Raw genomic sequence first — 25191 nt, forward strand, 5'->3', positions numbered from 1 at the left:
ACGGGAACGGGCGTCCACGGGCGCCGGGGTTCACCTGTCGAAGTCCAGCTCCACCTTCTCCGTCACCGGGTGCGACTGGCACGCCAGCACATAGCCCGATTCCGTCTCCTCCTTCTCCAGCGCGAAATTGCGGTCCATGCGCACCTCGCCGGAGACCAGGAACGCCCGGCACGTCCCGCACACCCCGCCCTTGCAGGCGTAGGGCGCGTCGGGGCGGTTGCGCAGGACCGTTTCCAGCAGGGACTCGCCCTCCCGCACCGGCCAGGTGCCGCCGCGGCCGTCGAGGCGCGCGGTGACCGAGCTGTGGGCCGGGGCGGCCACGGGTGCGGCGGCCGGGGCGGCGCTGTCCACGTGGAAGATCTCCTCGTGGATGCGGGCGCGCGGGACATCGAGCGCGCGCAGCGTCCGCTCCGCCTCCTGCACCAGCCCGTACGGCCCGCACAGGAACCATCCCGCCACCTGCTCCACCGGCAGCAGCGCCGGGAGCAGTCCGGTCAGCCGCTCCTGGTCGAGCCGCCCGGACGGCAGCCCCGCCTGCTGCTCCTCCCGGGACAGCACCGTCACCAGCTGCAGCCGGTCCGGGTAGCGGTCCTTCAGGTCGGCGACCTCTTCGAGGAACATCGTCGAGGCGGCCGTACGGTCGCTGCGGATCAGGCAGAAGCGGGCCCCCGGTTCGCGCGCGAGCAGCGTCGAGACGATGGAGAGCACCGGAGTGATGCCGCTGCCGCCGACGACGGCCGCGTACAGACCGGGCGCCGGCTCAAGGGTGAAGCGGCCGGCCGGTGTCATCACCTCCAGCTCGTCACCGAGGTCGATCTCCTTGAGCGCGTACGTCGAGAAGGCGCCGCCGTCGACGAGTCGCACCCCGACCCGCAGCGTGGCCGGACCCGGGTCGCCGGGGGCCGGTGCCGGGGAGCAGATCGAGTACGTGCGCCGGATCTCCGTGCCGTCGACCCTCCGGCGCAGCGCGAGGTGCTGGCCCGGGGCGTGGCGGTACTCCTCGCGCAACTCCGGCGGCACGGCGAGGGTGAGGGCCACGGAGTCGTCGGTGAGCCGTTCGACCGCCGCCACGGGGAGCGAGTGGAAGCGGGCCATCTACAGCTCCTTGAAGTGGTCGAAGGGTTCCCGGCAGGCGAGGCAGCGGCGCAGCGCCTTGCACGCCGTGGAGGAGAAGCGGCTGAGCAGCTCGGTGTCGGGGGAGCCGCAGTGGGGGCAGTGGACGGGGTCGGCGTCGAGGGACCGGCTCGGGGCGGAGCCGGTCTCCGGGCCGTCGTCGGCGGTCCGGATCGGGCCCAGTGACAGGGGGACCGGTCCGGCCGCCGCCCGGGTGCGCGGCGGCGCGATCCCGAACTCCCGCAGCTTGCGCCGCCCTTCGTCCGTGATGTCGTCGGTCGACCAGGCGGGCACGAGCACCGTGCGGACCTCGACCTCGCGCATGCCGTGCGCGTGCAGTGCCCGCTCTATGTCCAGGGACATGGTCTCCAGCGCCGGACAGCCGGTGTACGTCGGCGTCAGCTCGACCTCGACCGAGTCCGCGGCGCGCAAGTGCACCGCGCGGACCACGCCGAGCTCCCGCAGGGTGAGCGCGGGCAGTTCGGGGTCGGGGACCGAACCGGCGATCCCCAGCAGCTCCGCCTCCAGCGCCGTCGTCGCGGTGGCCGTCACCATGACGCCCCCGGGTGGCTGCGGTGCAGGTGCTGCATCTCGGCGAGCATCCGCCCGAAGGACTCGGTGTGCACGCCCTGCCGGCCCGCGCCGGCCGTCCAGGCGCCGGACCGGGGCCCCTCGGGGACCGTGAGGGTCGCCCGGCGCAGCACACCCCCGACGCCGTCCAGCCAGGCCGCCTCCAGCGCCGAGAAGTCGACGTCCAGTCCGTCCACCGGCTGGAACATCTCGCCGGTGAACCGCCACAGGGCCGCCGTCGCCCGCAGCATCCGCTCGCGGCTGGCGTCCGTGCCGTCGCCGAGCCGCAGCGTCCACTGCTCGGCGTGGTCGCGGTGGTAGGCGACCTCCTTGACGGCCTTGGTCGCCAGGCCGGCGAACTGGCCGTCACCGGAGGCCAGTTCGGTGTACAGCAGGTGCTGGTAGGTGGAGAAGTACAGCTGGCGGGCGATGGTGTGGGCGAAGTCGCCGTTGGGCTGCTCGACCAGCTGGAGGTTGCGGAAGGACCGCTCCTCGCGCAGGTACGCCAGCTCGTCCTCGTCGCCGACCATGGACAGCAGCACGCGGGCCTGGCCGAGCAGGTCCAGCGCGATGTTCGCGAGGGCGAGCTCCTCCTCCAGGACGGGGGCGTGGCCCGCCCACTCCCCCAGGCGGTGGGAGAGCACCAGGGCGTCGTCGCCGAGGGCGAGGGCGGCGGTCGTGGGGACGGGCGTCGCCGGGGCTGCCGTCACAGGTGCTTCACCCCTTCCGGGATCTCGTAGAACGTCGGGTGCCGGTACGGCTTGTCGGCGGCCGGCTCGAAGAACGGGTCCTTCTCGTCCGGTGAGGACGCGGTGATCGCGGCGGACGGGACGACCCAGATGGAGACGCCCTCGCCGCGCCGGGTGTACAGGTCGCGGGCGTTGCGCAGGGCGAACTCGGCGTCCGGCGCGTGCAGGCTGCCGGCGTGGGTGTGGGCGAGGCCCCGGCGCGAGCGCACGAAGACCTCCCACAGGGGCCAGTCGGTGTTCGTCATGCCTGCATCGCTCCCGTGGTGTCGTTGTGCTTGGCCGCATAGGCGGCGGCTGCCTCCCGCACCCAGGCGCCCTCCTCGTGGGCCTGCCTGCGCTGGGTGAGCCGCTGTTCGTTGCACGGCCCGTTGCCCTTGAGGACTTCCTTGAACTCCGACCAGTCGATCGGGCCGAAGTCGTAGTGCTGCCGCTCCTCGTTCCACTTCAGGTCGGGGTCGGGCAGGGTCAGGCCCAGCGACTCCGCCTGGGGCACGCAGATGTCGACGAAGCGCTGGCGCAGCTCGTCGTTCGAGTGCCGCTTGATCTTCCACGTCATCGACTGGGCGGAGTGCGCCGACTCGTCGTCGGGCGGGCCGAACATCATCAGGGACGGCCACCACCAGCGGTCGACGGCGTCCTGCGCCATCGCGTGCTGCTCCGGGGTGCCGCGGCTGAGGGCGAGCAGCAGCTCGTACCCCTGGCGCTGGTGGAAGGACTCCTCCTTGCAGATACGGACCATCGCGCGGGCGTACGGGCCGTAGGAGCAGCGGCACAGCGGCACCTGGTTGGTGATCGCGGCGCCGTCCACCAGCCAGCCGATCGCGCCGACGTCCGCCCAGGTCAGGGTCGGGTAGTTGAAGATGGAGGAGTACTTCTGCCGGCCGGCGTGGAGCTTGTCGAGCAGCTCCTCGCGGCTGGTGCCGAGCGTCTCGGCCGCGCTGTACAGATACAGCCCGTGCCCCGCCTCGTCCTGGACCTTGGCCATCAGGATGGCCTTGCGGCGCAGGGAGGGGGCGCGGGTGATCCAGTTGGCCTCCGGCTGCATGCCGATGATCTCGGAGTGGGCGTGCTGGGCCATCTGCCGCACCAGCGTCGCGCGGTAGGCGTCGGGCATCCAGTCCCGCGGTTCGATGCGCTCGTCGGCGGCCACGGCGGCGTCGAAGGCGCGCTCGTACGCGGTGGTGCCGGCGCCCGCCTCCTCGGCGCCGTACGTCTGGTGCGCGGCTGCTGTCGCCATATGGCCCCCTCGACCTGGGCTCTGCCCGGAACTGTCTACCGACCGATCGTTCGGTCCGTGCGATTCCATGGTGGGTCGGGCGCCGTAAGGTGTCAACCGCTGTGGATAACCTGCGGCCGGGCCCGGTGGACCATGGGCTTGGGGCGGGTGGGGGCTGTGCGTCGCAAGCGGGTCTGAGTACCGTTCCGTGCGACTGCGGTGGAGCGGCGCGTACGGGCGACTCGGCGCCCGCGGCCGACCGACCGGAAGACGGGCAGCCGGAACAGCCGGAAGACGGACAGGAACGGGAAACGGGGCGGAATGGACGCGTACGACACTGGCTCGCACGCCCGGCACGGGCTGGACGGGCCCGGCGGGGCGCCCGAGCCGGCCGATGGACCGCAACCGGCGGGCCGGGGCGGGTCGGACGGTGGGGCGGAACCGGCGGGCCGAGGCGAGTCGGGCAGTGGGTCGGAGCCGGCCGGCCCGGACGGGTCGGACAGTGGATCGGAACCGACGCGCGACGGCGCGGAGCAGCCGGCCGGGCTGCCCGGTCCCCGGTCGGAGGCCTCCGTGGGCGAACACGGCCAGGCGGCCGGCGAGCACGCGGACGGGCCGCTCACCGTCGTCGTCACCGACACTTTTCCCGAACCCCGCGGCGGCGTCGCCGCCCTGTCGTTCCGCTATCGGATAGCCGCCGCGGTGGCGGTGGCCGTCGTCGCCGTCACCGTGTTCGTGCACATCGGCATGGTGTTCCTGCACGTCGCGCCGTCGAACACGCTCACCAGGGAGCACGGCAAGGCGATCGACGACTGGATCTACCCGGAGTTCGAGCAGAACTGGAAGCTGTTCGCGCCGAACCCGCTGCAGCAGAACATCGCGGTGCAGGTCCGCGCCGAGGTGAAGACGGCGGACGGCGGCGTGCGCACCACCGGCTGGTACGACCTGTCCGCCGAGGACGGCAGGGCCATCGACGCCAACCCGGTGCCGAGCCACACCCAGCAGAACGAACTGCGCCGCGCCTGGGACTTCTTCGTCGCCACGCACGACGCCTCCAACCGGGCGACGGGCACGCGCGGCTCGCTCGCCGAGACGTACATGCGGCGCATCGTGGTGCTGCGGCTGCACCGCGACGCCGCGGCCGGCAAGAGCGGGACGATCACCCAGGTCCAGGTCCGTTCGAGCACCACGAACGTGCCACCGCCGCCGTGGAGCATGGAGAGGGTCTCGAACCAGCCGATGTACCGCATGCTGCCCTGGTGGCCCGTGACGGCCGCCGACACCGCCGGGGGTGCCATGTGAACCGCTTCGCCCTGTCGGTCTCCGCCGGCATCGCCCGCATCACCGAGTCGGCGCTCGGCCCGTACCAGTCCGCCGTGATCCGCATCGGCTTCAGCGCGACCTGGCTGCTGTTCCTGCTGCGCGAGTTCCCGCACCGGCAGGAGATGTACGGCCCCGACGCCCCGTGGAACTGGGGCCTGGCCCACGAACTCGTCACCCTCAACGGCGCCTTCACGGCCCTGATGTGGTCGGACACCCAGATCTGGTTCGAGCTGCTCTACGTGATCGCCGTCCTGGCGAGCGCGCTGCTGCTGCTGGGCTGGCGCACCCGGGCCATGTCGGTGCTGTTCATGGTCGGGGTGATCTCGCTGCAGAACCGCAGCGTCTTCATGGGGGACGGCGGCGACAACGTCCTGCACCTGATGTCCGTGTACCTGGTCTTCACCCGGTGCGGCCAGGTGTGGTCGCTGGACGCGCGGCGCAGGCGCCTCGCCGACGAGGCACGCGCGCGTGGGGAGCGTGTGGTGGACCGGACCGGCCCCGCCCTGTGGGCCGCGCTCGGCTTCGCGCTGGTCGCGGTGACGGCCGGAGGCCGCTTCGACGGGATCGACCCGACCGTGCCCGTCATCCTGTGGGTGATGTGGGTGGCGCAGGCCGTGTGGTGGGTCGTGGCACACCGGGCGAAGAGCCGGGAGCCGCGCATCCTGCTGGACGTCGTAGCCAACCTCGCGCACAACGGCGCCCTGCTGGTGATCATGGCCGAGGCCTGCATGATCTACTCCACGGCCGGCTGGTACAAGATCCAGGGAACGCGCTGGCAGGACGGCACCGCCGTCTACTACCCGCTCCACCTGGACTACTTCTCGCCCTGGCCCGCCCTCGGCGACCTGATGTCGTCCAGCGGCACCATGGTGATGCTCGTGACCTACGGGACCGTGATCGTGCAGGTCGCCTTCCCGTTCACGCTGCTCAACCGACGGCTGAAGAACGCCCTGCTCGCGGTGATGATGACCGAGCACGCCGTGATCGCCGTGGTTCTCGGACTGCCGTTCTTCTCGCTGGCGATGATCGCGACGGACGCCGTCTTCCTGCCGACGCCCTTCCTTCTCCTGCTGGGCGGAGCGGCGGCACGCGCGCGTGACCGGATACGGCCGCGAACCGGCCGGACGCCGCTGCCCGAACCCCGGGCCGAGGAGAGCGCCGAACCCACGCCCGCGAACTCCACGGCGTGAGCGCCGCACGCGCGCACGTAGGCTGCACGGCATGACCGACCCCGCCCCGGACCCGCTGAGCACCTGGCGCCGGCTCGCGGAGGGCGCCGTCCTGCTGGACGGCTTCCACGCCCTCAAGCACGCCGTGCGCTTCGGCGCCGAGGTCCCGGTGGCGGTCACCGCCGACCGGCAGGCGGCGCTGGCCCTCGCCGACGAGCTGGCGCCCGACCTACGCGGGACGCTGGCCGCGCTCCTGACGGAGGTGCCGGAGGCGGCGTACCGGAGCCTGGTCCCGCGCCCGCACCCCACCGCCGTGGCGGCGCTGGCGGTACGGCCCTCCCGTGAGGCGAACCTGCGGAAGCTGGCGCACACCCCGCGCACCACGCCCGTCGTGGTCCTCGACAACCCGCGCAACCTCGGCAACGCGGGCGCGGTGATCCGCCTGGCCGCCGGCTTCGGCGCGACGGGGGTCGTCACCACCGGCACGCTCGACCCCTGGCATCCCACGGTCGTGCGCGGCGGCGCGGGCCTGCACTTTGCGACGGCGGTGGAGCGGCTGTCCGTCGAGGAGCTGCCGCCGGGCCCGCTGTTCGCGCTGGACCCGGAGGGCGACGACGTCCGGGGCATCAAGCTCCCGGACGACGCCGTCCTCGCCTTCGGCTCCGAGCGCAGCGGCCTGTCAGCCGCACTGCGCGCGCGGGCCGACCACCTGGTGGCCCTGCCGATGCGCCCGCAGGTCTCCAGCTACAACCTCGCGACGAGCGTGGCCATGACGCTGTACCACTGGAGCCTGACGGGCTTTTAGCCCTGATCCGGGCCCGCTGATCTAGTGCTCCCGGCGCACCTCGACCACCCGGAAGCGGTTGGCCACGAAGGCGCCGTCGCACAGGGCGGCGTTCGCCGCCGGGTTGCCGCCCGAGCCGTGGAAGTCGGAGAACGCGGCCGTCTGGTTGACGTAGACCCCGCCGGTCAGGTTCAGCGACAGCTGGGCCGCCTCCTCCAGGCAGACCTCCTGGACGGCCCGCTCCACCTCCTCGTCGGTGGTGTACGCGCCGACCGTCATCGCGCCCTTCTCCCGGACCGTGCGCCGCAGCAGCTCCACGGCGTCCGCGGTGGAGTCGACGGCGACGGCGAAGGAGACCGGCCCGAAGCACTCGCTCATGTAGGCGGCCTCGTCGTCCGGCTTGGCGCCGTCCAGCTTGACGATCACGGGAGAGCGCACGACCGCGCCCGGGAACTCGGGGTTGGCGATCTCCCGTGAGGCGAGGGCGACTTCGCCGAGACCGGCCGCCGCCTCCAGACGGGTCTTCACGTCCGGGTTCACGATCGCGCCGAGCAGCGCGTTCGCGCGCGCGTCGTCGCCGAGCAGGCCGTCGACCGCGCGCGCGAGGTCGGCGACCACCTCGTCGAAGGTCTTCGGGCCCTCGTCGGTGCGGATGCCGTCGCGGGGGATCAGCAGGTTCTGCGGGGTGGTGCACATCTGGCCGCTGTACAGGGACAGCGAGAAGGCCAGGTTGGCGAGCATGCCCTTGTAGTTCGCCGCCGAGTCCACCAGCACGGTGTTGACGCCGGCCTTCTCCGTGTAGACCTGCGCCTGACGGGCGTTGGCCTCCAGCCAGTCGCCGAACGCCGTCGAACCCGTGTAGTCGATGATCCGGATCTCCGGGCGGGTGGCCAGGGTCTTCGCGATGCCCTCGCCGGGCCGCTCGGCCGCCAGCGCCACCAGGTTCGGGTCGAAGCCCGCCGCGGCGAGCACCTCGCGCGCCACCTGCACGGTGAGCGCCAGCGGCAGCACCGCGCGCGGGTGCGGCTTGACCAGGACGGCGTTGCCGGTGGCCAGGGAGGCGAACAGACCCGGGTAGCCGTTCCACGTCGGGAAGGTGTTGCAGCCGATCAGCAGGGCGATCCCGCGCGGGACGGCCGTGAACTGCTTGGTGAGCGCCAGCGGGTCCCGCTTGCCCTGCGGCTTGGTCCACTCCGCGGTGTCGGGCGTGCGGACCTGCTCCACGTACGCGTACGCCACCGCCTCCAGGCCGCGGTCCTGCGCGTGCGGGCCGCCCGCCTGGAACGCCATCATGAACGCCTGACCGGAGGTGTGCATGACCGCGTGCGCGAACTCGTGCGTGCGGTCGCTGATCCGCTTGAGGATCTCCAGGCACACCACCGCGCGCACCTCGGCGCCCGCGTCCCGCCACGCCTTCTGGCCCGCCTTCATGGCCGGCAGCAGCACGTCCACGTCCGCGTGCGGGTACTGAACGCCCAGCTCGATGCCGTACGGCGAGACCTCGCCGCCCACCCAGCCGTCCGTGCCCGGCTGGCCGAGGTCGAGGCGCGTGCCCAGCACGGCGTCGAAGGCGGCCTTGCCCGCGGCCATGTCCAGGCTGCCGTTCTCCCCGTAGGCCTTGGGGTGTTCGGGGTGCGGGGACCAGTACGCGCGGGTGCGGATCGCCTCCAGCGCCTGATCGAGGGTGGGCCGGTGCTCGGCGATCAGCTCGTGCGCGGTCAGTTCGGCGGCCATGCGGGACCAACTCCTCGTCTTGTGAACTCTCCGTCGAGCTCATGACCTGGGCAGAAATAGGGGCAGGAACAGCCGGTCAGGGTTAGAGTAACCGAACGATCGGTCGGGACAAGGGGGTCCGCCGCATCTGTGGAAATCCCCGTGCGGGAGGATCGCGCACATGACAGCACTGGACCTCAGCAGCCCCGTGGCCGTCGTCGGCACCGGCACCATGGGCCAGGGCATCGCCCAGGTCGCGCTGGTCGCCGGCCACCGCGTACGGTTGTACGACGCCCTCGCCGGGCGGGCCCGGGAGGCCGCCGACGCCATCGGCGCCCGCCTCGACCGGCTCGTCGAGAAGGACCGGCTCACCGGCGCCGAGCGCGACGCCGCACGGGAGCGCCTGCTGCCCGCCTCCGACCTCGCCGAGCTCGCCGACTGCTCCCTGGTCGTCGAGGCGGTCCAGGAGCGGCTGGACGCCAAGCAGGACCTGTTCCGGGCGCTCGAGGGCATCGTCGACGAGGACTGTCTGCTCGCGACCAACACCTCGTCGCTGTCGGTCACCGCGATCGGCGGCGCCCTGCGCCATCCGGGCCGGTTCGTCGGCCTGCACTTCTTCAACCCCGCGCCGCTGCTGCCGCTGGTCGAGGTCGTCTCCGGCTTCGCCACCGACGTCACCTCGACCACGCGCGCGTACGAGATGGCGCGCGCCTGGGGCAAGACGCCGGTCGCCTGCGCCGACACCCCCGGTTTCATCGTCAACCGCATCGCCCGGCCGTTCTACGCCGAGGCCTTCGCGGTCTACGAGGCCCAGGGCGCCGACCCCGCCACCATCGACGCGATCCTGCGCGAGTCGGGCGGCTTCCGGATGGGTGCCTTCGAGCTGACCGACCTCATCGGCCAGGACGTCAACGAGTCCGTCACGCACTCGGTGTGGCAGAGCTTCTTCCAGGACGTCCGCTTCACGCCCTCGCTCGCCCAGCGCCGCCTGGTCGAGTCGGGCCGGCTGGGTCGCAAGAGCGGGCACGGCTGGTACGACTACGCCGACGGCGCCGACCGCCCCGAACCGCACACCGCGGAGAAGGCGCAGCCGCCCGCGTACGTGGTCGCCGAGGGCGACCTGGGCCCCGCGGGCGACCTGCTCGGGCTGATCCGGGAGGCGGGCATCCAGGTCCGCGAGGAGGAAGAGGACCACGGCACCCGGCTGGTGCTGCCCGGCGGCGGCCAGCTGGCGCTCGCCGACGGCCAGACCTCGGTCGAGTTCCGGGACGTCGTCTACTTCGACCTCGCCCTGGACTACCGCCGTGCCACCCGTATCGCCCTGTCCGCTTCCCAGGACACCGCCCCGCAGACCCTCGCCGAGGCCACCGGCCTCTTCCAGGCGCTCGGCAAGGACGTCAGCCTCATCGGGGACGTGCCGGGGATGATCGTGGCCCGCACGGTCGCCCGCATCGTCGACCTCGCGCACGACGCGGTCGCCAAGGGGGTGGCCACGCAGGAGGACATCGACACGGCGATGCGCCTGGGCGTCAACTACCCCCTCGGTCCCTTCGAGTGGAGCCGCAGGCTGGGCCGCAACTGGGCCTACGCCCTCCTCGACGACCTGCACCTGCGCGACCCCTCCGGCCGCTACGCGCCCTCCCTCGCGCTGTACCGCCACGCGTACGCCTCCGACAAGCGGGAGGGCAGCCAGTCATGACCACGGCCAAGCGCGACACGTACACCCCGGAGACGCTGCTCTCCGTCGCCGTGCAGGTCTTCAACGAGCGCGGCTACGACGGCACCTCCATGGAGCACCTCTCCCGGGCGGCCGGCATCTCCAAGTCGTCGATCTACCACCACGTGGCCGGCAAGGAGGAGCTGCTGCGCCGGGCCGTCAGCCGCGCGCTGGACGGGCTGTTCGGCATCCTCGACGAGGAGCACGCGCGCGTGGGGCGGGCCTCCGGCCGGCTGGAGTACGTCGTCCGGCGCATGGTCGAGGTGCTGATCGGCGAGCTCCCGTACGTCACCCTGCTGCTGCGGGTGCGCGGCAACACCGACACCGAGCGATGGGCCTTGGAGCGCCGCCGCGACTTCGACCACCGGGTCGCCGAGCTGCTGAAGGCCGCGGCCGCCGACGGGGACGTGCGCGGCGACGTGGAGGTGCGCCTCGCCACCCGGCTGGTCTTCGGGATGATCAATTCCATCGTGGAGTGGTACCGCCCGGACGGGCGGGGGATGAACGAGCTCGAAGTGGCGGACGCCGTCGTGCAGCTGGTGTTCTCGGGGCTGCGCCGCCCCTGAGGTCAGCCCTGCGGCTCCAGGTCCTCCTCCTCGAACACCAGCAGCGTGCGGGTGCTCAGGACCTCCGGCATGGCCTGCAGACGGGTCAGGACCAGTTCGCGCAGGGCCCTGTTGTCCGAGGTGTGCACCAGGAGCAGCACGTCGAAGTCGCCGCCCACCAGGGCGATGTGCGAGGCGCCGGGCAGCTGCCTGAGCTGTTCGCGCACCGTGCGCCAGGAGTTCTGGACGATCTTCAGGGTGATGTACGCCGACGTGCCCTGACCGGCGCGCTCGTGGTCGACGCGGGCGCCGAAACCGCGGATGACGCCGTCCTCCAGGAGGCGGTTGATGCGGGCGTAGGCGTTGGCGCGCGAGACGTGGACCCGTTCGGCGACCGAACGTATCGACGCCCGGCCGTCCGCCTGGAGCATCTGCAGGATGTCCAGATCGATCGCGTCGAGGGGACGAGGCGGTGGCAGGGGGACCGCGTCCTGCGGTCCCTCGGCCATTTGTTCAGGTGCCATGTCCCCCCGCCTCCCTACCATGGACGTACTGCGTTCATTTGAGGTTGTGCAGAACCGATTGTCCACAGCCTGAAGGGGCCTGTAGCCAAAATGTGCCGACGACCGAACAATCGGTAGGTGAGGCGGGTCACAGCCGACGCGCCTCCCGTAGCCGCTCCCACGAGGAGGTGCCGTCATGACGGTCATGGAGCAGCGGGGCGCGTATCGGCCATCGCCGCCGCCCGCCTGGCAGCCCCGCACCGACCCCGCGCCGCTGCTGCCCGACGCGGAGCCCTACCGCGTTCTGGGCACCGAGCGGGCGGCGAAGGCCGACCCGGCGCTGCTGCGCCGCCTGTACGCCGAGCTGGTGCGCGGCCGTCGTTACAACGCGCAGGCCACCGCGCTCACCAAGCAGGGCAGGCTCGCCGTCTACCCCTCCACCACCGGTCAGGAGGCCTGCGAGGTCGCCGCCGCGCTCGCCCTGGAGGAGCGTGACTGGCTCTTCCCCAGTTACCGCGACACCCTTGCCGCAGTGGCCCGCGGCCTGGACCCCGTCCAGGCACTCACCCTGCTGCGCGGCGACTGGCACACCGGCTACGACCCGCGCGAGCACCGCGTGGCGCCCCTGTCGACGCCGCTCGCCACCCAGCTCCCGCACGCCGTCGGGCTCGCGCACGCCGCCCGTCTCAAGGGCGACGACGTCGTCGCGCTCGCCATGGTCGGCGACGGCGGCACCAGCGAGGGCGACTTCCACGAGGCGTTGAACTTCGCCGCCGTCTGGCAGGCCCCGGTCGTCTTCCTGGTCCAGAACAACGGCTTCGCGATCTCCGTCCCCCTCGCCAAGCAGACGGCGGCACCGTCGCTGGCCCACAAGGCCGTCGGCTACGGCATGCCCGGCCGCCTGGTCGACGGCAACGACGCGGCCGCCGTGCACGAGGTCCTCACCGACGCCGTACGGCACGCCCGCGAGGGCGGCGGACCCACGCTGGTCGAGGCGATCACGTACCGCATGGACGCCCACACCAACGCCGACGACGCCACCCGCTACCGGGGCGACGCCGAGGTCGAGGCCTGGCGCGCGCACGACCCGATCACCCTTTTGGAGCACGAGCTGACGACGCGCGGCCTCATCGACGAGGACGGTGTGCGCCAGGCCCGCGAGGACGCCGAGACCATGGCCGCCGACCTGCGTGAACGCATGAACCAGGACCCGGTGCTCGACCCCATGGACCTCTTCGCCCACGTCTACGCCGAGCCCACCCCGCAACTGCGCGAGCAGCAGGCCATGCTGGCGGCCGAGCTCGCGGCGGAACAGGAAGGCGGCCACTGATGACCACCGTCGCCCTCAAGCCGGCCACCATGGCGCAGGCCCTCACGCGCGCGTTGCGCGACGCCATGGCCGCCGACCCGTCCGTGCACGTCATGGGCGAGGACGTCGGCACCCTCGGCGGTGTCTTCCGCGTCACCGACGGGCTCGCGAAGGAGTTCGGCGAGGACCGCTGCACCGACACCCCGCTCGCCGAGGCCGGCATCCTCGGCACGGCGGTCGGCATGGCGATGTACGGCCTGCGCCCCGTGGTGGAGATGCAGTTCGACGCGTTCGCCTACCCGGCGTTCGAGCAGCTCATCAGCCACGTCTCCCGCATGCGCAACCGCACCCGCGGGGCCATGCCCCTGCCGATCACCATCCGTGTCCCCTACGGCGGCGGCATCGGCGGCGTCGAGCACCACAGCGACTCCTCCGAGGCGTACTACATGGCGACTCCGGGGCTCCATGTCGTCACGCCCGCCACGGTCGCCGACGCCTACGGCCTGCTGCGCGCCGCGATCGCCTCCGACGACCCCGTCGTCTTCCTCGAACCCAAGCGGCTGTACTGGTCGAAGGACACCTGGAACCCCGAGGAACCGGCGGCCGTCGAGCCGATAGGCCGCGCCGTGGTCCGGCGTCCGGGCCGGAGCGCCACGCTCATCACGTACGGGCCGTCGGTGCCCGTCTGCCTGGAGGCCGCCGAGGCGGCGCGAGCCGAGGGCTGGGACCTGGAGGTCGTCGACCTGCGCTCGCTGGTGCCGTTCGACGACGAGACGGTCGCCGAGTCGGTGCGGCGCACCGGGCGCGCGGTCGTCGTGCACGAGTCGGGCGGCTTCGGCGGCCCGGGCGGCGAGATCGCGGCCCGTGTCACCGAGCGCTGCTTCCACCACCTGGAGGCGCCCGTGCTGCGGGTGGCCGGGTTCGACATCCCGTATCCGCCGCCGATGCTGGAGCGTCACCACCTGCCCGGCGTGGACCGGATCCTGGACGCCGTCGGGCGTCTGCAGTGGGAGGCCGAGAGCTGATGGCACAGGTGCTGGAGTTCAAGCTGCCCGACCTCGGGGAGGGGCTGACCGAGGCGGAGATCGTGCGCTGGCTGGTGCAGGTCGGCGACGTCGTCGCGATCGACCAGCCCGTCGTCGAGGTCGAGACGGCCAAGGCGATGGTCGAGGTGCCCTGCCCCTACGGCGGCGTGGTCACCGCCCGCTTCGGCGAGGAGGGCACCGAACTGCCCGTCGGCGCCCCGCTGCTGACGGTGGCGGTGGGCCCGCAGTCCTCCGGCGACGAGGGCGAGGGGTCCGGCAACGTGCTGGTGGGATACGGCACGGGCGCGCCTCCGGCGCGCAGGCGGCGGGTGCGGCAGACGGTGCCGGGCCGGCCGGCCGGGGGACCCGCGGACGACGGTGCCGACGGCAGGGTCGCGCCCGCCGTGGGACGGGGGCCGCAGTGGCACAACGGCACGGCGGCGACGGCCGTCGCCTCGAACCCGGTCAGGCCCGACGGCCCCGTACCGGTCATCTCGCCCCTCGTCCGCCGCCTCGCCCGCGAGAACGGCCTGGATCTGCGCGAGTTGACGGGCTCCGGCCCCGACGGGCTGATCCTGCGCGCCGACGTCGAGCACGCGTTGCGGGCCGCCGCGCAACGTCCCACGGCACCGGCCCCCGCCCCGGCCGCCCAGATGACCGCGCCGGCCGCCACCGGAGAGACCCGCATCCCCCTCAAGGGAATCCGCGGTGCCGTCGCCGACAAGCTCTCCCGCAGCCGGCACGAGATCCCGGACGCGACCTGCTGGGTGGACGCCGACGCGACCGAGCTCATGCGGGCGCGTGCCGCGATTAACGCGGCGGGCGGTGCCAAGATCTCCCTGATCGCCCTCCTGGCCAGGATCTGCACCGCCGCCCTCGCCCGGTTCCCCGAGCTCAACTCCACGGTGGACACGGCCGCCAGGGAGGTCGTCCGGCTCGACCGCGTGCACCTCGGCTTCGCCGCGCAGACCGAACGTGGCCTGGTCGTCCCGGTCGTACGGGACGCCCACGCGCGCGACGCCGAGTCGCTCACCGCGGAGTTCGCCCGGCTGACCGAGGCGGCTCGTACGGGCAGCCTCACGCCCGGGGAGCTCACCGGCGGCACCTTCACGTTGAACAACTACGGCGTGTTCGGCGTCGACGGCTCCACGCCGATCATCAACCACCCCGAGGCCGCCATGCTCGGCGTCGGCCGCATCGTCCCCAAGCCATGGGTGCACGAGGGCGAGCTGGCGGTGCGCCAGGTCGTCCAGCTCTCCCTCACCTTCGACCACCGGGTGTGCGACGGCGGCACGGCGGGCGGCTTCCTGCGGTACGTCGCGGACTGCGTGGAACAGCCGGCGGTGCTGCTGCGCACCCTGTGACGCGGCGCAGGACGCCCCCGCGCATCCCGTGACGCGGCGGAGGACGCCCCTGCGCACCCTGTGACGCGGGGGCCACCCGCACGTTCCCTGTGATCGCGACGGCCCGCATACTCATGGGGTGACCACGTACGAGCGCTCGGACGTCCCCGGCACGGCGTACGACGCCGTCGTGCTCGCCGGGGGCGCCGCGCGGCGGCTCGGCGGCGCGGACAAACCCGGGGTGCGCGTCGGCGGGCGCGCGCTGCTCGACCGGGTGCTCGCCGCCTGCGCCGACGCGCGCACGACCGTCGTCGTGGCCGACCCCCGCCCCACCCCGCGGCCCGTGCTGTGGGCCCGCGAGGACCCGCCGGGCGGCGGTCCGCTCGCCGCACTCGCCGCCGGGCTGCGCCGGACCACCGCCGGACAGGTCGTCGTCCTCTCCGCCGACCTGCCGTTCCTCGCCGCGCCGACGGTGCGGCGGCTGCTGGCGGACCTGCGCGCGGGCACCGCCGACGGCGCCCTTCTCGCCGACGCCGACGGCCGTGACCAGCCCCTCGTGGCCGCCTACCGCAGTCACGCGTTGCACCGCGAGCTGTCCCGTCTCACCGAGGAGCACACCGGCCTCACCGGCCTTCCCCTCCGCCGGCTGACCGCCGGCCTCGACCTCACCCGCGTCCCCGACCCCGTCGCGTCCTTCGACTGCGACACCTGGGACGACATCGCCACCGCCAGGGCACGCATCAGGGAGCATGGGCACGTGTTGGATGAATGGATTTCCGCAGCCAAGGACGAGCTGGGCGTCGACCTCGACGTCGACACCGGCGTCCTGCTCGACCTCGCCCGCGACGCCGCCCACGGCGTGGCCCGGCCCGCGGCACCGCTGACCACCTTCCTCGTCGGCTACGCCGCCGGCCGGGCCGGGGGCGGCCCCGACGCCGTCGCCGAGGCGTCCCGCAAGGCCGCCGCCCTGGCCCTGCGCTGGGCCGAGGAGGCCGCCGACGCCAAGGCCGACGCCGCCCCGGACGCCACGCCGGACACCCGGCCGGACGCCGGATGACCGCCCGCTCCACCCGGACCGGCGAGGACGCCGAGGACCTCGACGTCGAGGAGGTGCTGGCGCTCGTGAACGAGTACAACGGCCCCGGCGGCCACGTGCCCTCGCCCGCCGCGCAGCGCACCCGCCCGGCCGGTCCCGGCACCCCGGACGCCCACCACCGGACCACCCCCTGGCCCGAGGCCCGTGCCATCGCCGTGGGGGCGGCCTGCTCCGGCAGCCCCGCCGCACGCCGCGGCCCGGTCTCGGTGCCCCTCGACGCGGCCCTCGGCCTCGTCCTCGCAGCCCCGCTCGACGCCCTCACCGACCTGCCCTCCTTCGACACCTCGGCGATGGACGGCTGGGCGGTCGCCGGCCCCGGCCCCTGGGACGTACGGGACGAGGGCGTGCTGGCCGGGCACGCCGAACCGCAGCGGCTCACCGACGGCGAGGCCGTCCCTATCGCCACCGGCGCCCGGATCCCCCCGGACACCACCGCCGTCCTGCGCACCGAGCACGGCCGCACCGACGCCCAGGGCCGTCTGCACGCCCTGCGCGACATGCACCACGGCCAGGACATCCGCCCCCGCGGTCAGGAGTGCCGCTCCGGCGACCGGCTCCTGCCCGTCGGCACCGTCGTGACCCCGGCCGTTCTCGGCCTTGCCGCGGCCGCCGGCTACGACACCCTCGCCGCCGTCCCCCGCCCGCGGGTCGAAGTCCTCGTCCTCGGCGACGAGTTGCTGACCGAGGGCCGCCCGCGCGACGGCCTGATCAGGGACGCCCTCGGCCCGATGCTCCCTCCCTGGCTGCGGGCACTCGGCGCGGAGGTCACCGCCGTACGCAGGCTCGGCGACGACGCGAAGGCCCTGCACAAGGCCGTCACCGGCTCCACCGCGGACCTGATCGTCACCACCGGCGGCACCGCCGCCGGACCGGTCGACCACGTCCACCCCATCCTCGAACGCATCGGCGCCGAACTGCTCGTGGACGGCGTCAAGGTGCGCCCCGGCCACCCCATGCTGCTGGCCCGCGTCGCCGAAGGCCGGCATCTCGTCGGCCTCCCCGGCAACCCCCTGGCCGCCGTCTCCGGCCTGCTCACGCTCGCCGAGCCCCTGCTGCGCACCCTCGCGGGCCGCCCCGACCGGGAGACCTACACGCTGCCGCTGCGGGACGAGGCCCACGGGCATCCGTACGACACCCGGCTCATCCCCGTCGTGCTGCGCGGGGACCGGGCCGTGCCGCTGCACTACAACGGCCCGGCCATGCTGCGCGGCATCGCGGCGGCCGACGCCCTCGCCGTCGTACCGCCCGGCGGAGCCCGCGCGGGTGAGGAGCTCGAACTCCTCTACCTGCCCTGGGCGTCCGCCGGAATCGGAGTGTGTTTCACGTGAAACTTCCGGGCCATGACGCGATCGCCCGCCAGGCGGACGAACATCTCGTGACCCATCGGGTGAAACTTCCGCGCAAGGTGGTCGAACGGCCGATCCGGCAGGTCGCCAAGCGGCTGTCGCTGGCCCTGCTCGTGCTGGTCGCGACCGCCTTCATCGTCTACGCCGACCACGACGGCTACAACGACAACTCCGACGGCTCGGTCGACCTGCTCGACGCCTTCTACTACGCCACCGTCACCCTCTCCACCACCGGATACGGCGACGTCACCCCGGTCAGCGACGCCGCCCGGCTCACCAACATCTTCGTCATCACGCCCCTGCGCGTGCTCTTCCTGATCATCCTGGTCGGCACCACCCTCGAGGTCCTCACCGAACGGACCCGCGAGGAGTGGCGCCTGAACCGCTGGAGGTCCGCCTTGCGCGATCACACCGTCGTCGTCGGCTTCGGGACGAAGGGGCGCTCGGCGATCCAGACCGTCTGCGCGACGGGGCTGCGGAAGGAGCAGGTCGTCGTGGTCGACCCCAGCTCCAAGGTGATCGACGCCGCGACGGCCGACGGCTACGCGGGTGTCATAGGCGACGCGACCCGCAGCGAGGTGCTGAAGCGGGCCGAGGTGCACCGGGCCCGGCAGATCATCATCGCGACCCAGCGCGACGACACGGCGGTGCTGGTGACGCTGACGGCCCGGCAGCTCAACCGAGGGGCGAAGATCGTCGCCGCGGTGCGCGAGGAGGAGAACGCCCCGCTGCTGCAGCAGTCCGGTGCCGACGCGGTCATCACCAGCGCCAGCGCGGCCGGCCGGCTGCTCGGCCTGTCCGTGCTCAGCCCTGCCGCCGGCATGGTGATGGAGGACCTCATCCAGCAGGGCAGCGGGCTCGACATCGTCGAACGGCCGGTCGTGAAGGCCGAGGTGGGCAGGGGCCCCCGGGAGACCGACGACCTGGTGGTGAGCGTCGTACGCGGGCACCGGGTGCTCGGATACGACGATCCCGCGGTCGGCACGCTGCAGTTGACGGACCGTCTGATCACGATCGTGCGGGCGACGCCCGACGCGAAGGTCACGCCGGACGTGCGTCCCATACCGCGGGACTGAGGCGACCGGGGGGTAGCGTCGCCTTCATGCATGCGATCACGATTCCCGAACCTGGTGGACCCGAGGCGCTGGTGTGGGACGAGGTCCCCGATCCGGAGCCCGGTGAGGGCGAGGTCCTGGTCGAGGTGGTGGCCAGTGCCGTCAACCGCGCCGACATCCTGCAGCGGCAGGGCTTCTACGACCCGCCGCCCGGCGCGTCCCGGTACCCGGGCCTGGAGTGCTCCGGACGGGTCGCCGCGCTCGGCTCGGGCGTCTCCGGCTGGTCCGTCGGCGACGAGGTGTGCGCGCTGCTCTCGGGCGGCGGCTACGCCGAGAAGGTCCTCGTTCCGGCCGGCCAGCTGCTGCCGGTGCCCGAGGGCGTGGAACTGCGGCAGGCGGCCGCGCTCCCGGAGGTGGTGTCCACCGTCTGGTCGAACGTCTTCATGATCGCTCACCTGCGGCCGGGCGAGACGCTGCTGGTGCACGGCGGCTCCAGCGGTATCGGCACGATGGCGATCCAGCTCGCCAAGGCCGTCGGCGCCAAGGTCGCCGTCACCGCGGGCACCAAGGAGAAGCTGGACCGCTGCGCCGAGCTGGGCGCCGACATCCTGGTCAACTACAAGGAGCAGGACTTCGTCGAGGAGATCGCGCGAGCGACGGACGGGGCCGGTGCCGACGTCATCCTCGACAACATGGGTGCCAAGTACCTCGACCGCAACGTCCAGACCCTCGCCGTCAACGGCCGTCTCGCGATCATCGGCATGCAGGGCGGCATCAAGGGCGAGCTGAACATCGCCGCGCTGCTGAACAAGCGCGCCGCCATCAGCGCGACCTCGCTGCGGGCCCGTCCGCTGGGTGAGAAGGCGGCGATCGTGGCGGCCGTACGCGAACACGTCTGGCCGCTGCTGGCCGCGGGCCACGTCCGCCCGGTCGTCGACCGCGAGGTACCGATGAGCGACGCGGCGGCCGCGCACCGCGTGGTGGAGGAGAGCGGGCACATGGGGAAGGTCCTGCTGGTGGTGTGAGGCCCCAGGCCCCCCAGGCCCCAGGCCCTAGACCCGGCGCAGTCTCAGCCCGATGAAGGCGAGCCCCAGGCCGAGCCCGATCAGGACCAGGCCGCTGCCCAGCGGCAGGATCCGCAGGACGGGCTCGGCGGGCGCCACGGCGCGCGTGACGGCCTGCCGGGCCGCTCCGGACGAGGCCCCGGGGGTGACCTGACCGGCCGGGGCGGACCCGACGGCCTCCGGGCTCTCGACGGCGCCGCCGTCGTCCGCGTTCTGCTCCGGATCGGCCGTGGTCGCCTGGTCCTGGTCCGGCTCCTGGTCCGCCGGATCGGCCGTGGGCGTCTCCTCCTCCGGCCGTCCGGGCCGCTGCCGCCCCTCCCCGGCCACACTCCCGGCCCGTGACGGTTCGGCGGCCCACGCCTCCCGGGAGGGCCCGGGGCCGGGCGGCCGTACGGCCTCGTGCGACGGGACGGGGCGCTCGGGGGCTCCCGGCCGCGCCGATGCGCTCTCGTGCGCCCGGTCGGGCCCCGGCGCGCCCGTCTCCCGGCCGCTGGCCCACTGCGAGCCCGAGCGCCCCGGGCCCGCGGCGGCGTACGGCCCGGGATGTCCGAATCCGTCGCCGTCCCCGGCCGCCGGAACACCCGCGGACGACACCCCGCCCGCACCCAGCACGCCCAACGCCACCAGCAGTCCCGTCGCCCCCGCGTCACGCACCCATCGAGTCACGTGACCAGCGTCACACCGTGGCGCCCGTCCGGCATTCCGGGATCGGCCAAACAAACAGAACTCGCTGCACAATCCGGGTATGTCGATACGTCACGGGCTCCTGGCGCTCCTGGAACGCGGCCCCCGCTACGGCTCGCGGCTGCGGACCGAGTTCGAGGAGCGCACGGGGGCGACCTGGCCGCTCAACATCGGGCAGGTCTACACGACGCTCGGCCGGCTGGAGCGGGACGGCATGGTCGTGCAGGAGGGTGAGGACGAGGCCGGGCGGGTGCTGTACGCGCTCACACCGGCCGGGCGGGCCGAGCTGCGGGCCTGGTTCGCCCGGCCCGTGGAGCGGGCCAGTCCGCCGCGCGACGAGCTGGCGATCAAGCTGGCCATGGCGGTGGGGACGCCCGGCGTCGACATACGGCAGGTCGTCGAGGCGCAGCGCCGGCACGCGACGGACGCGTTGCACGAGTACGTACGGCAGCGGGCCCAGGTGCTGTCGCAGGCGCCCGCCCGGACGGACGAGGTGGCCCGGCTGCTGGTGCTGGAGCAGCTGATCTGCCACACGGAGGCCGAGATCCGCTGGTTGGAGCACTGCGAGACCCGGCTGCTGCGGCTGACGGTCACCAAGGAGGGCGGCGGCTGAACGAAATCCCGCGCACCTGAACGGTGGATCACCTTTCACGGGGGGCACCACGGTGATGAGATGCACGGGTGCGAGAGAATGGCGGCATGGAGATGCCGAGGAACGAACGGTCGCCGGAGAATCCACAGATCCTGGTCGTGGGCCAGGACGGCATGGCGATTGGCGGCGGAGGCGACGACGACTCCCGCGAGATTCCGGTGACGGAGCAGGTCGAGCAGCCGGCCAAGGTCATGCGGATCGGCAGCATGATCAAGCAGCTCCTGGAGGAGGTGCGCGCGGCTCCTCTGGACGAGGCGAGCCGGGCCCGGCTCAAGGACATCCACCGCAGCTCGGTCAAGGAGCTGGAGGACGGTCTGGCCCCGGAACTCGTCGAGGAGCTGGAGCGGCTTTCCCTGCCGTTCCACGACGAGGGCACCCCGAGCGACGCCGAACTGCGGATCGCGCAGGCCCAGTTGGTGGGCTGGCTGGAAGGCCTCTTCCACGGCATCCAGACCACGCTGTTCGCCCAGCAGATGGCCGCGCGGGCCCAGCTGGAGCAGATGCGCCGCGCCCTTCCGCCGGGCGTCGGCGGTAACGAGATGGGCGAGGACGGCCACGCGGGAGGCCGTTCGGGCGGACCGTACCTGTAGGGACGCGCGCTCTTGTTCAGACGTACAGGAACAGGGCCCGGCAGCCGGTTGGCTGCCGGGCCCCTCGTCCGTGCGGGTGGGGTCAGGACGGGTTGCCGGTCGAGACCTGGAGCGTGATCGTCGGCATGTTGTCCGGGTCGACGTCCGAGTCGGCCGCCGGGTCCTGGTCGATGACCGCGCCCTCGCCGAAGGTGTTCTCGTCGTAGTTCTCGATCTTGTACGACCAGCCCGCCGCGTCCAGGCAGGCCTTCACCGAGTCGATGTACTTGAACCGGAAGTCCGGGATCTGGATCTTGTTCTCGTCGGTGTACGACTCCTGCGGGTCCGTGCACTCCGTCTTGTCGATCACCTTGGTCTTGTCCGGTCCGCGGTAGTCCGCCGCGTGCGTGGTCGACGTGGTCGGTTCGGCGCTGGAACCGCCGCTGCCGCCCGTGGTGTCGTGGTTGCCCCCGCCGCTGTTGAGCAGCAGGGCCGCCAGCAGACCGGTGACGGCGACGATCCCGACGATGATCGAGATGACGATCACCGGCTTGTTGCCCCGGTCGCCCGGCGAGGGGACGTTCGTCGTCGGCTGGGGCGTCAGGTTGTACGGCGGCGGGGTCTGCGGGTGCTGGGCGTAGGGCGCCGGGGTCTGGTAGCCGCCCTGCTGCGGATAGCCGTAGGACGGGGCCGGCGCGGGCGTGCCGTACGGGTTGGGGACCGGCGTCGGCCGGTACGGCGTCTGGACCGGGCCGGGCGGCGGGGTCGCCTGGCTGACCGGCGGGAACACCGCGGCTCCGACACCGGCGCCGCTCACGCTCGGCGTGCCGGTGACGATGCTCGGCGGGGCGGGCTGGAAGGAGGCGGCCACGCGCAGGCACTCGTCGCGCATGGCGACGGCGTTCGGGAAGCGTTCGTTCGGGTTCTTCTTCAGCGCGCGGGCGATCAGCGCGTCCACCGCGGGCGGAAGCGAGCGGTTGATCGAGGAGGGCGCGACCGGCTCCTCCTGCACGTGCGCGTAGGCGATGGCGAGCGGCGAGTCCGCGTCGAACGGCAGCCGCCCGGTGACCAGTTGGAAGAGCATGATGCCGACCGAGTACAGGTCGGAGCGGGCGTCGACGCCGCGGCCGAGGGCCTGCTCGGGCGAGAGGTACTGCGGGGTGCCGACGACCATGCCGGTCTGCGTCATGGAGGTGACGCCGGACTGCATGGCGCGGGCGATGCCGAAGTCCATCACCTTGACCACGCCGCGCTTGGTCACCATCACGTTGCCCGGCTTGATGTCCCGGTGGACCAGGCCCATCTCGTGGCTGATCTCCAGCGCGGCCAGCACGTCCGCGGTGACCTTGAGCGCCTTGTCGGCGGGCATCGCGCCGTGCTGCCGTACGTCCTCGTCGAGCACGGAGCCGAGCGGGCGGCCCTCGACGTACTCCATGACGATGTACGGCGTGGTGGCGTCGGAGACGGTGTCCTCGCCGGTGTCGAAGACGGAGACGATGTTGGTGTGCGTGAGCTTGGCCACCGCCTGCGCCTCACGGCGGAAGCGCTCGCGGAAGGCCTGTTCGCGGCCCAGTTCGGTGTGCAGGGTCTTGATCGCGACCTGCCGGTCGAGCACCGAGTCGTAGGCGAGGTGCACGGAGGCCATGCCGCCCTGGCCGAGCAAGTCGCGCAGCTGATAGCGGCCGCCGGCGAGCGACTGACCCGCGTACCGGTCCTGTGCGCCGTCCTGGCTCATGTGTCCGTGTCCCCCATCGGCCTTCCGGCGCCGGCCCGCTCGTTGTTGATCGAATGGCTCATTCCCGGCCAAGTCTGCCCCAGGGCACTGACACGTCAAGCGCGGTGCCCGATCCGTGACCGTACGCGAAAGAAGCGTCGCGCGAGCGTTACAGAGGCTGTACGGCCGGTACACAGGATTTGCACGCAGGCATCGGGTGACGGTTTGATGGCCGGTCCGTCTCGTGCCGGTTCCGGTCCCCTTCTCGGACCGGCTGCTTGCGTCGAGGCTGTAGCGTGGCCGACGGAGACCGTAACAACACCGCGCGCACCGCGGGCAGAAACGACGGCGAGGACTGATGGAGCAGCAGCAGCGCGCTCAGGGCCCGTCCGACCCCGAGGCGACTGGCGGCGGTATGTCAGATGCGCCGGAGATGTGGGGCAACGGCGGGCTGGTCGGCGACGGCCGATATCGGCTGACCCGCAGACTCGGGCGGGGCGGCATGGCGGAGGTGTTCGCCGCCGAGGACGTGCGTCTGGGGCGCACCGTCGCGGTGAAGCTGCTGCGCGCCGACCTCGCCGAGGATCCGGTCTCCAAGGCCCGCTTCACGCGTGAGGCGCAGTCGGTCGCCGGTCTCAACCACCACTCCATCGTCGCCGTGTACGACTCCGGCGAGGACTACGTGGGCGGGCAGAGCGTCCCCTACATCGTCATGGAGATCGTCGAGGGCCGCACCATCCGCGACCTGCTGCTCAACGCCGAGGCTCCGGGCCCCGAGCAGGCGCTGATCATCGTCTCCGGTGTCCTGGAGGCGCTGGCCTACTCGCACCAGCACGGCATCGTGCACCGCGACATCAAGCCGGCGAACGTCATCATCACCCACAACGGCGCCGTCAAGGTGATGGACTTCGGCATCGCCCGCGCCCTGCACGGCGCGTCGACGACGATGACGCAGACCGGCATGGTCATGGGCACCCCGCAGTACCTCTCCCCGGAGCAGGCGCTCGGCAAGGCCGTCGACCACCGCTCCGACCTGTACGCGACCGGCTGCCTGCTCTACGAACTCCTCGCGCTGCGGCCCCCGTTCGTCGGCGAGACGCCGCTGTCGGTGGTCTACCAGCACGTCCAGGACATCCCGGTGCCGCCGTCGCAGGTCTCCAACGGCGGCTGTCCGCCGGAGCTGGACGGCCTGGTCATGCGCTCCCTCGCCAAGGAGCCCGACGACCGCTTCCAGACCGCGGAGGAGATGCGCGGGCTGGTCCAGTACGGCCTGCAGATGCTCTACGACCAGGGCGGCCACACCGGCACCTGGAACACCGGCCCGGTGGACATGCACGAGGGCCGCCACACCCCGGCCGCGGGCTTCGCCGGTACGACCGTGATGCCCCACCCCGCCGACTCCGGCGCGGGCACCACGCAGATCCCGCAGCAGATCCTGCCCCAGGGCTACGGCGGCGGGGACGACGGCGGCTTCGAGGGGCACGGCAACCGGGGCAGCGGCCGCGGCAAGCTGTGGATCCTGGCCGTCCTCGCGGTGATCGCGATCGCCGCGGGCGTCGCGCTGGCCCTGCAGAACACCGGCGGCCAGGGCGGCGCGAAGCCCACGAAGTCACCGACCACCTCGCAGTCCACCAAGGACGACACGGCCTCCGAGACGCCGAGCGACGACTCGACCGACCAGCCCACGGACACGTCCACGGACAACGGCACCTCGGGCAACGGGTCGGGCGACTACACGCCGTCCTACACCCCGTCGTCCACGCCGTCCGCCACCAAGAGCGACGAGCCGACGAACGAGCCGACGACGAGCGACCCGACGCCCTCGGCGCCGACGTCGAGCGCGCCGCCGGCCCCGTCGGACACGGCGACGGACCCGACGGCCGGCACCGACAACGGCGGCACCTCCGGCCTCGGGGGCGGTCTCTGACCGGG

At 72.7% G+C, this 25191-nt stretch carries 24 protein-coding genes; 15 read left to right on the forward strand and 9 right to left on the reverse strand.

The window, feature by feature from the left end; translation table 11 throughout:
* Positions 1-30: 30 nt before the first annotated feature.
* Genes LN251_RS14410 through paaA form a run of 5 tightly spaced genes read right to left on the reverse strand, consistent with a single transcriptional unit; the run spans position 31 to position 3669 of the window.
* On the reverse strand, positions 31-1095 hold the full coding sequence (locus LN251_RS14410) for a 2Fe-2S iron-sulfur cluster-binding protein (RefSeq protein WP_458244777.1): 1065 nt from the start codon (positions 1093-1095) through the stop codon (positions 31-33).
* On the reverse strand, positions 1096-1668 hold the full coding sequence (gene paaD / locus LN251_RS14415) for a 1,2-phenylacetyl-CoA epoxidase subunit PaaD (protein ID WP_458244778.1): 573 nt from the start codon (positions 1666-1668) through the stop codon (positions 1096-1098).
* Complete coding sequence (gene paaC / locus LN251_RS14420; protein WP_458244779.1) at positions 1662-2393, reverse strand: 1,2-phenylacetyl-CoA epoxidase subunit PaaC; 732 nt, start codon at positions 2391-2393, stop codon at positions 1662-1664. The genes paaD and paaC overlap by 7 nt, the downstream gene beginning before the upstream one ends.
* Positions 2390-2677: a 1,2-phenylacetyl-CoA epoxidase subunit PaaB gene (gene paaB / locus LN251_RS14425; protein ID WP_058924264.1), complete on the reverse strand. Its 288-nt coding sequence runs from the start codon at positions 2675-2677 to the stop codon at positions 2390-2392. The genes paaC and paaB overlap by 4 nt, the downstream gene beginning before the upstream one ends.
* The gene (gene paaA, locus LN251_RS14430; protein ID WP_458244780.1) at positions 2674-3669 is read right to left on the reverse strand and encodes a 1,2-phenylacetyl-CoA epoxidase subunit PaaA; all 996 of its coding nucleotides are present in this window, start codon (positions 3667-3669) and stop codon (positions 2674-2676) included. Before paaA ends, paaB begins: the two co-directional genes overlap by 4 nt.
* Before the next feature lie 300 nt (positions 3670-3969).
* Between paaA and LN251_RS14435 the strand changes: the two genes are divergently transcribed.
* Genes LN251_RS14435 through LN251_RS14445 form a run of 3 tightly spaced genes read left to right on the forward strand, consistent with a single transcriptional unit; the run spans position 3970 to position 6945 of the window.
* Positions 3970-4950, forward strand: coding sequence for a DUF5819 family protein (locus tag LN251_RS14435; RefSeq protein WP_458244781.1), 981 nt, complete (start codon positions 3970-3972; stop codon positions 4948-4950).
* Positions 4947-6161: an HTTM domain-containing protein gene (locus LN251_RS14440; protein ID WP_458244782.1), complete on the forward strand. Its 1215-nt coding sequence runs from the start codon at positions 4947-4949 to the stop codon at positions 6159-6161. The genes LN251_RS14435 and LN251_RS14440 overlap by 4 nt, the downstream gene beginning before the upstream one ends.
* A gap of 31 nt (positions 6162-6192) precedes the next feature.
* A complete protein-coding gene (locus LN251_RS14445; RefSeq protein ID WP_458244783.1) occupies positions 6193-6945 on the forward strand; it encodes a TrmH family RNA methyltransferase in 753 nt (250 codons plus the stop codon).
* Between the two features lie 21 nt (positions 6946-6966).
* Here the strand turns inward: LN251_RS14445 and paaN are convergent, their stop codons facing one another.
* Positions 6967-8658 carry a phenylacetic acid degradation protein PaaN gene (gene paaN, locus LN251_RS14450; protein ID WP_458244784.1) on the reverse strand — a complete coding sequence of 564 codons (1692 nt, stop codon included), beginning with the start codon at positions 8656-8658 and terminating at the stop codon, positions 6967-6969.
* A gap of 160 nt (positions 8659-8818) precedes the next feature.
* Between paaN and LN251_RS14455 the strand changes: the two genes are divergently transcribed.
* Both LN251_RS14455 and LN251_RS14460 read left to right on the forward strand, forming a co-directional pair.
* On the forward strand, positions 8819-10336 hold the full coding sequence (locus tag LN251_RS14455) for a 3-hydroxyacyl-CoA dehydrogenase (protein WP_458244785.1): 1518 nt from the start codon (positions 8819-8821) through the stop codon (positions 10334-10336).
* Positions 10333-10920, forward strand: coding sequence for a TetR family transcriptional regulator (locus tag LN251_RS14460; protein WP_458244786.1), 588 nt, complete (start codon positions 10333-10335; stop codon positions 10918-10920). Before LN251_RS14455 ends, LN251_RS14460 begins: the two co-directional genes overlap by 4 nt.
* A gap of 2 nt (positions 10921-10922) precedes the next feature.
* Here the strand turns inward: LN251_RS14460 and LN251_RS14465 are convergent, their stop codons facing one another.
* On the reverse strand, positions 10923-11423 hold the full coding sequence (locus tag LN251_RS14465) for an Lrp/AsnC family transcriptional regulator (protein ID WP_458244787.1): 501 nt from the start codon (positions 11421-11423) through the stop codon (positions 10923-10925).
* A 175-nt stretch (positions 11424-11598) separates the two neighbouring features.
* Here LN251_RS14465 and pdhA point away from each other — a divergent pair, with 175 nt between their 5' ends.
* The 7 genes from pdhA to LN251_RS14500 all read left to right on the forward strand — a co-directional run bounded on the left by pdhA (position 11599) and on the right by LN251_RS14500 (position 19601).
* Positions 11599-12732, forward strand: a complete 1134-nt coding sequence (gene pdhA / locus LN251_RS14470) for a pyruvate dehydrogenase (acetyl-transferring) E1 component subunit alpha (RefSeq protein WP_362984009.1) — start codon at positions 11599-11601, stop codon at positions 12730-12732.
* Positions 12732-13736 (forward strand): alpha-ketoacid dehydrogenase subunit beta, encoded by a 1005-nt coding sequence (locus LN251_RS14475; protein ID WP_458244788.1) that lies wholly within the window; start codon positions 12732-12734, stop codon positions 13734-13736. Before pdhA ends, LN251_RS14475 begins: the two co-directional genes overlap by 1 nt.
* Positions 13736-15100 carry a dihydrolipoamide acetyltransferase family protein gene (locus LN251_RS14480; protein ID WP_458244789.1) on the forward strand — a complete coding sequence of 455 codons (1365 nt, stop codon included), beginning with the start codon at positions 13736-13738 and terminating at the stop codon, positions 15098-15100. Before LN251_RS14475 ends, LN251_RS14480 begins: the two co-directional genes overlap by 1 nt.
* A 118-nt stretch (positions 15101-15218) precedes the next feature.
* Positions 15219-16136, forward strand: a complete 918-nt coding sequence (locus tag LN251_RS14485) for an NTP transferase domain-containing protein (RefSeq protein WP_458244790.1) — start codon at positions 15219-15221, stop codon at positions 16134-16136.
* Complete coding sequence (locus tag LN251_RS14490) at positions 16133-17503, forward strand: molybdopterin molybdotransferase MoeA (protein ID WP_458244791.1); 1371 nt, start codon at positions 16133-16135, stop codon at positions 17501-17503. The genes LN251_RS14485 and LN251_RS14490 overlap by 4 nt, the downstream gene beginning before the upstream one ends.
* Positions 17500-18597: a potassium channel family protein gene (locus tag LN251_RS14495; protein WP_458244792.1), complete on the forward strand. Its 1098-nt coding sequence runs from the start codon at positions 17500-17502 to the stop codon at positions 18595-18597. Before LN251_RS14490 ends, LN251_RS14495 begins: the two co-directional genes overlap by 4 nt.
* A 26-nt stretch (positions 18598-18623) precedes the next feature.
* Positions 18624-19601, forward strand: coding sequence for an NAD(P)H-quinone oxidoreductase (locus LN251_RS14500; RefSeq protein ID WP_458244793.1), 978 nt, complete (start codon positions 18624-18626; stop codon positions 19599-19601).
* 27 nt (positions 19602-19628) lie between these two features.
* On the opposite strand, the gene LN251_RS14505 is transcribed toward LN251_RS14500, so the two are convergent.
* Positions 19629-20306 carry a hypothetical protein gene (locus LN251_RS14505; RefSeq protein WP_458244794.1) on the reverse strand — a complete coding sequence of 226 codons (678 nt, stop codon included), beginning with the start codon at positions 20304-20306 and terminating at the stop codon, positions 19629-19631.
* Between the two features lie 79 nt (positions 20307-20385).
* On the opposite strand from LN251_RS14505, the gene LN251_RS14510 reads away from it, so the two are divergent.
* Together LN251_RS14510 and LN251_RS14515 are read left to right on the forward strand one after the other, a co-directional pair.
* On the forward strand, positions 20386-20937 hold the full coding sequence (locus LN251_RS14510) for a PadR family transcriptional regulator (RefSeq protein ID WP_458244795.1): 552 nt from the start codon (positions 20386-20388) through the stop codon (positions 20935-20937).
* 86 nt (positions 20938-21023) lie between these two features.
* Complete coding sequence (locus LN251_RS14515) at positions 21024-21566, forward strand: bacterial proteasome activator family protein (RefSeq protein WP_458244796.1); 543 nt, start codon at positions 21024-21026, stop codon at positions 21564-21566.
* An 82-nt stretch (positions 21567-21648) separates the two neighbouring features.
* On the opposite strand, the gene LN251_RS14520 is transcribed toward LN251_RS14515, so the two are convergent.
* Positions 21649-23280, reverse strand: coding sequence for a protein kinase domain-containing protein (locus tag LN251_RS14520; RefSeq protein WP_458244797.1), 1632 nt, complete (start codon positions 23278-23280; stop codon positions 21649-21651).
* 337 nt (positions 23281-23617) lie between these two features.
* On the opposite strand from LN251_RS14520, the gene LN251_RS14525 reads away from it, so the two are divergent.
* Entirely contained in the window at positions 23618-25186 is a 1569-nt protein-coding gene (locus tag LN251_RS14525; RefSeq protein WP_458244798.1) for a protein kinase domain-containing protein, read from the forward strand.
* Positions 25187-25191: the final 5 nt, after the last annotated feature.

The sequence above is a fragment of the Streptomyces sp. MAI_2237 genome, assembly GCF_054189285.1.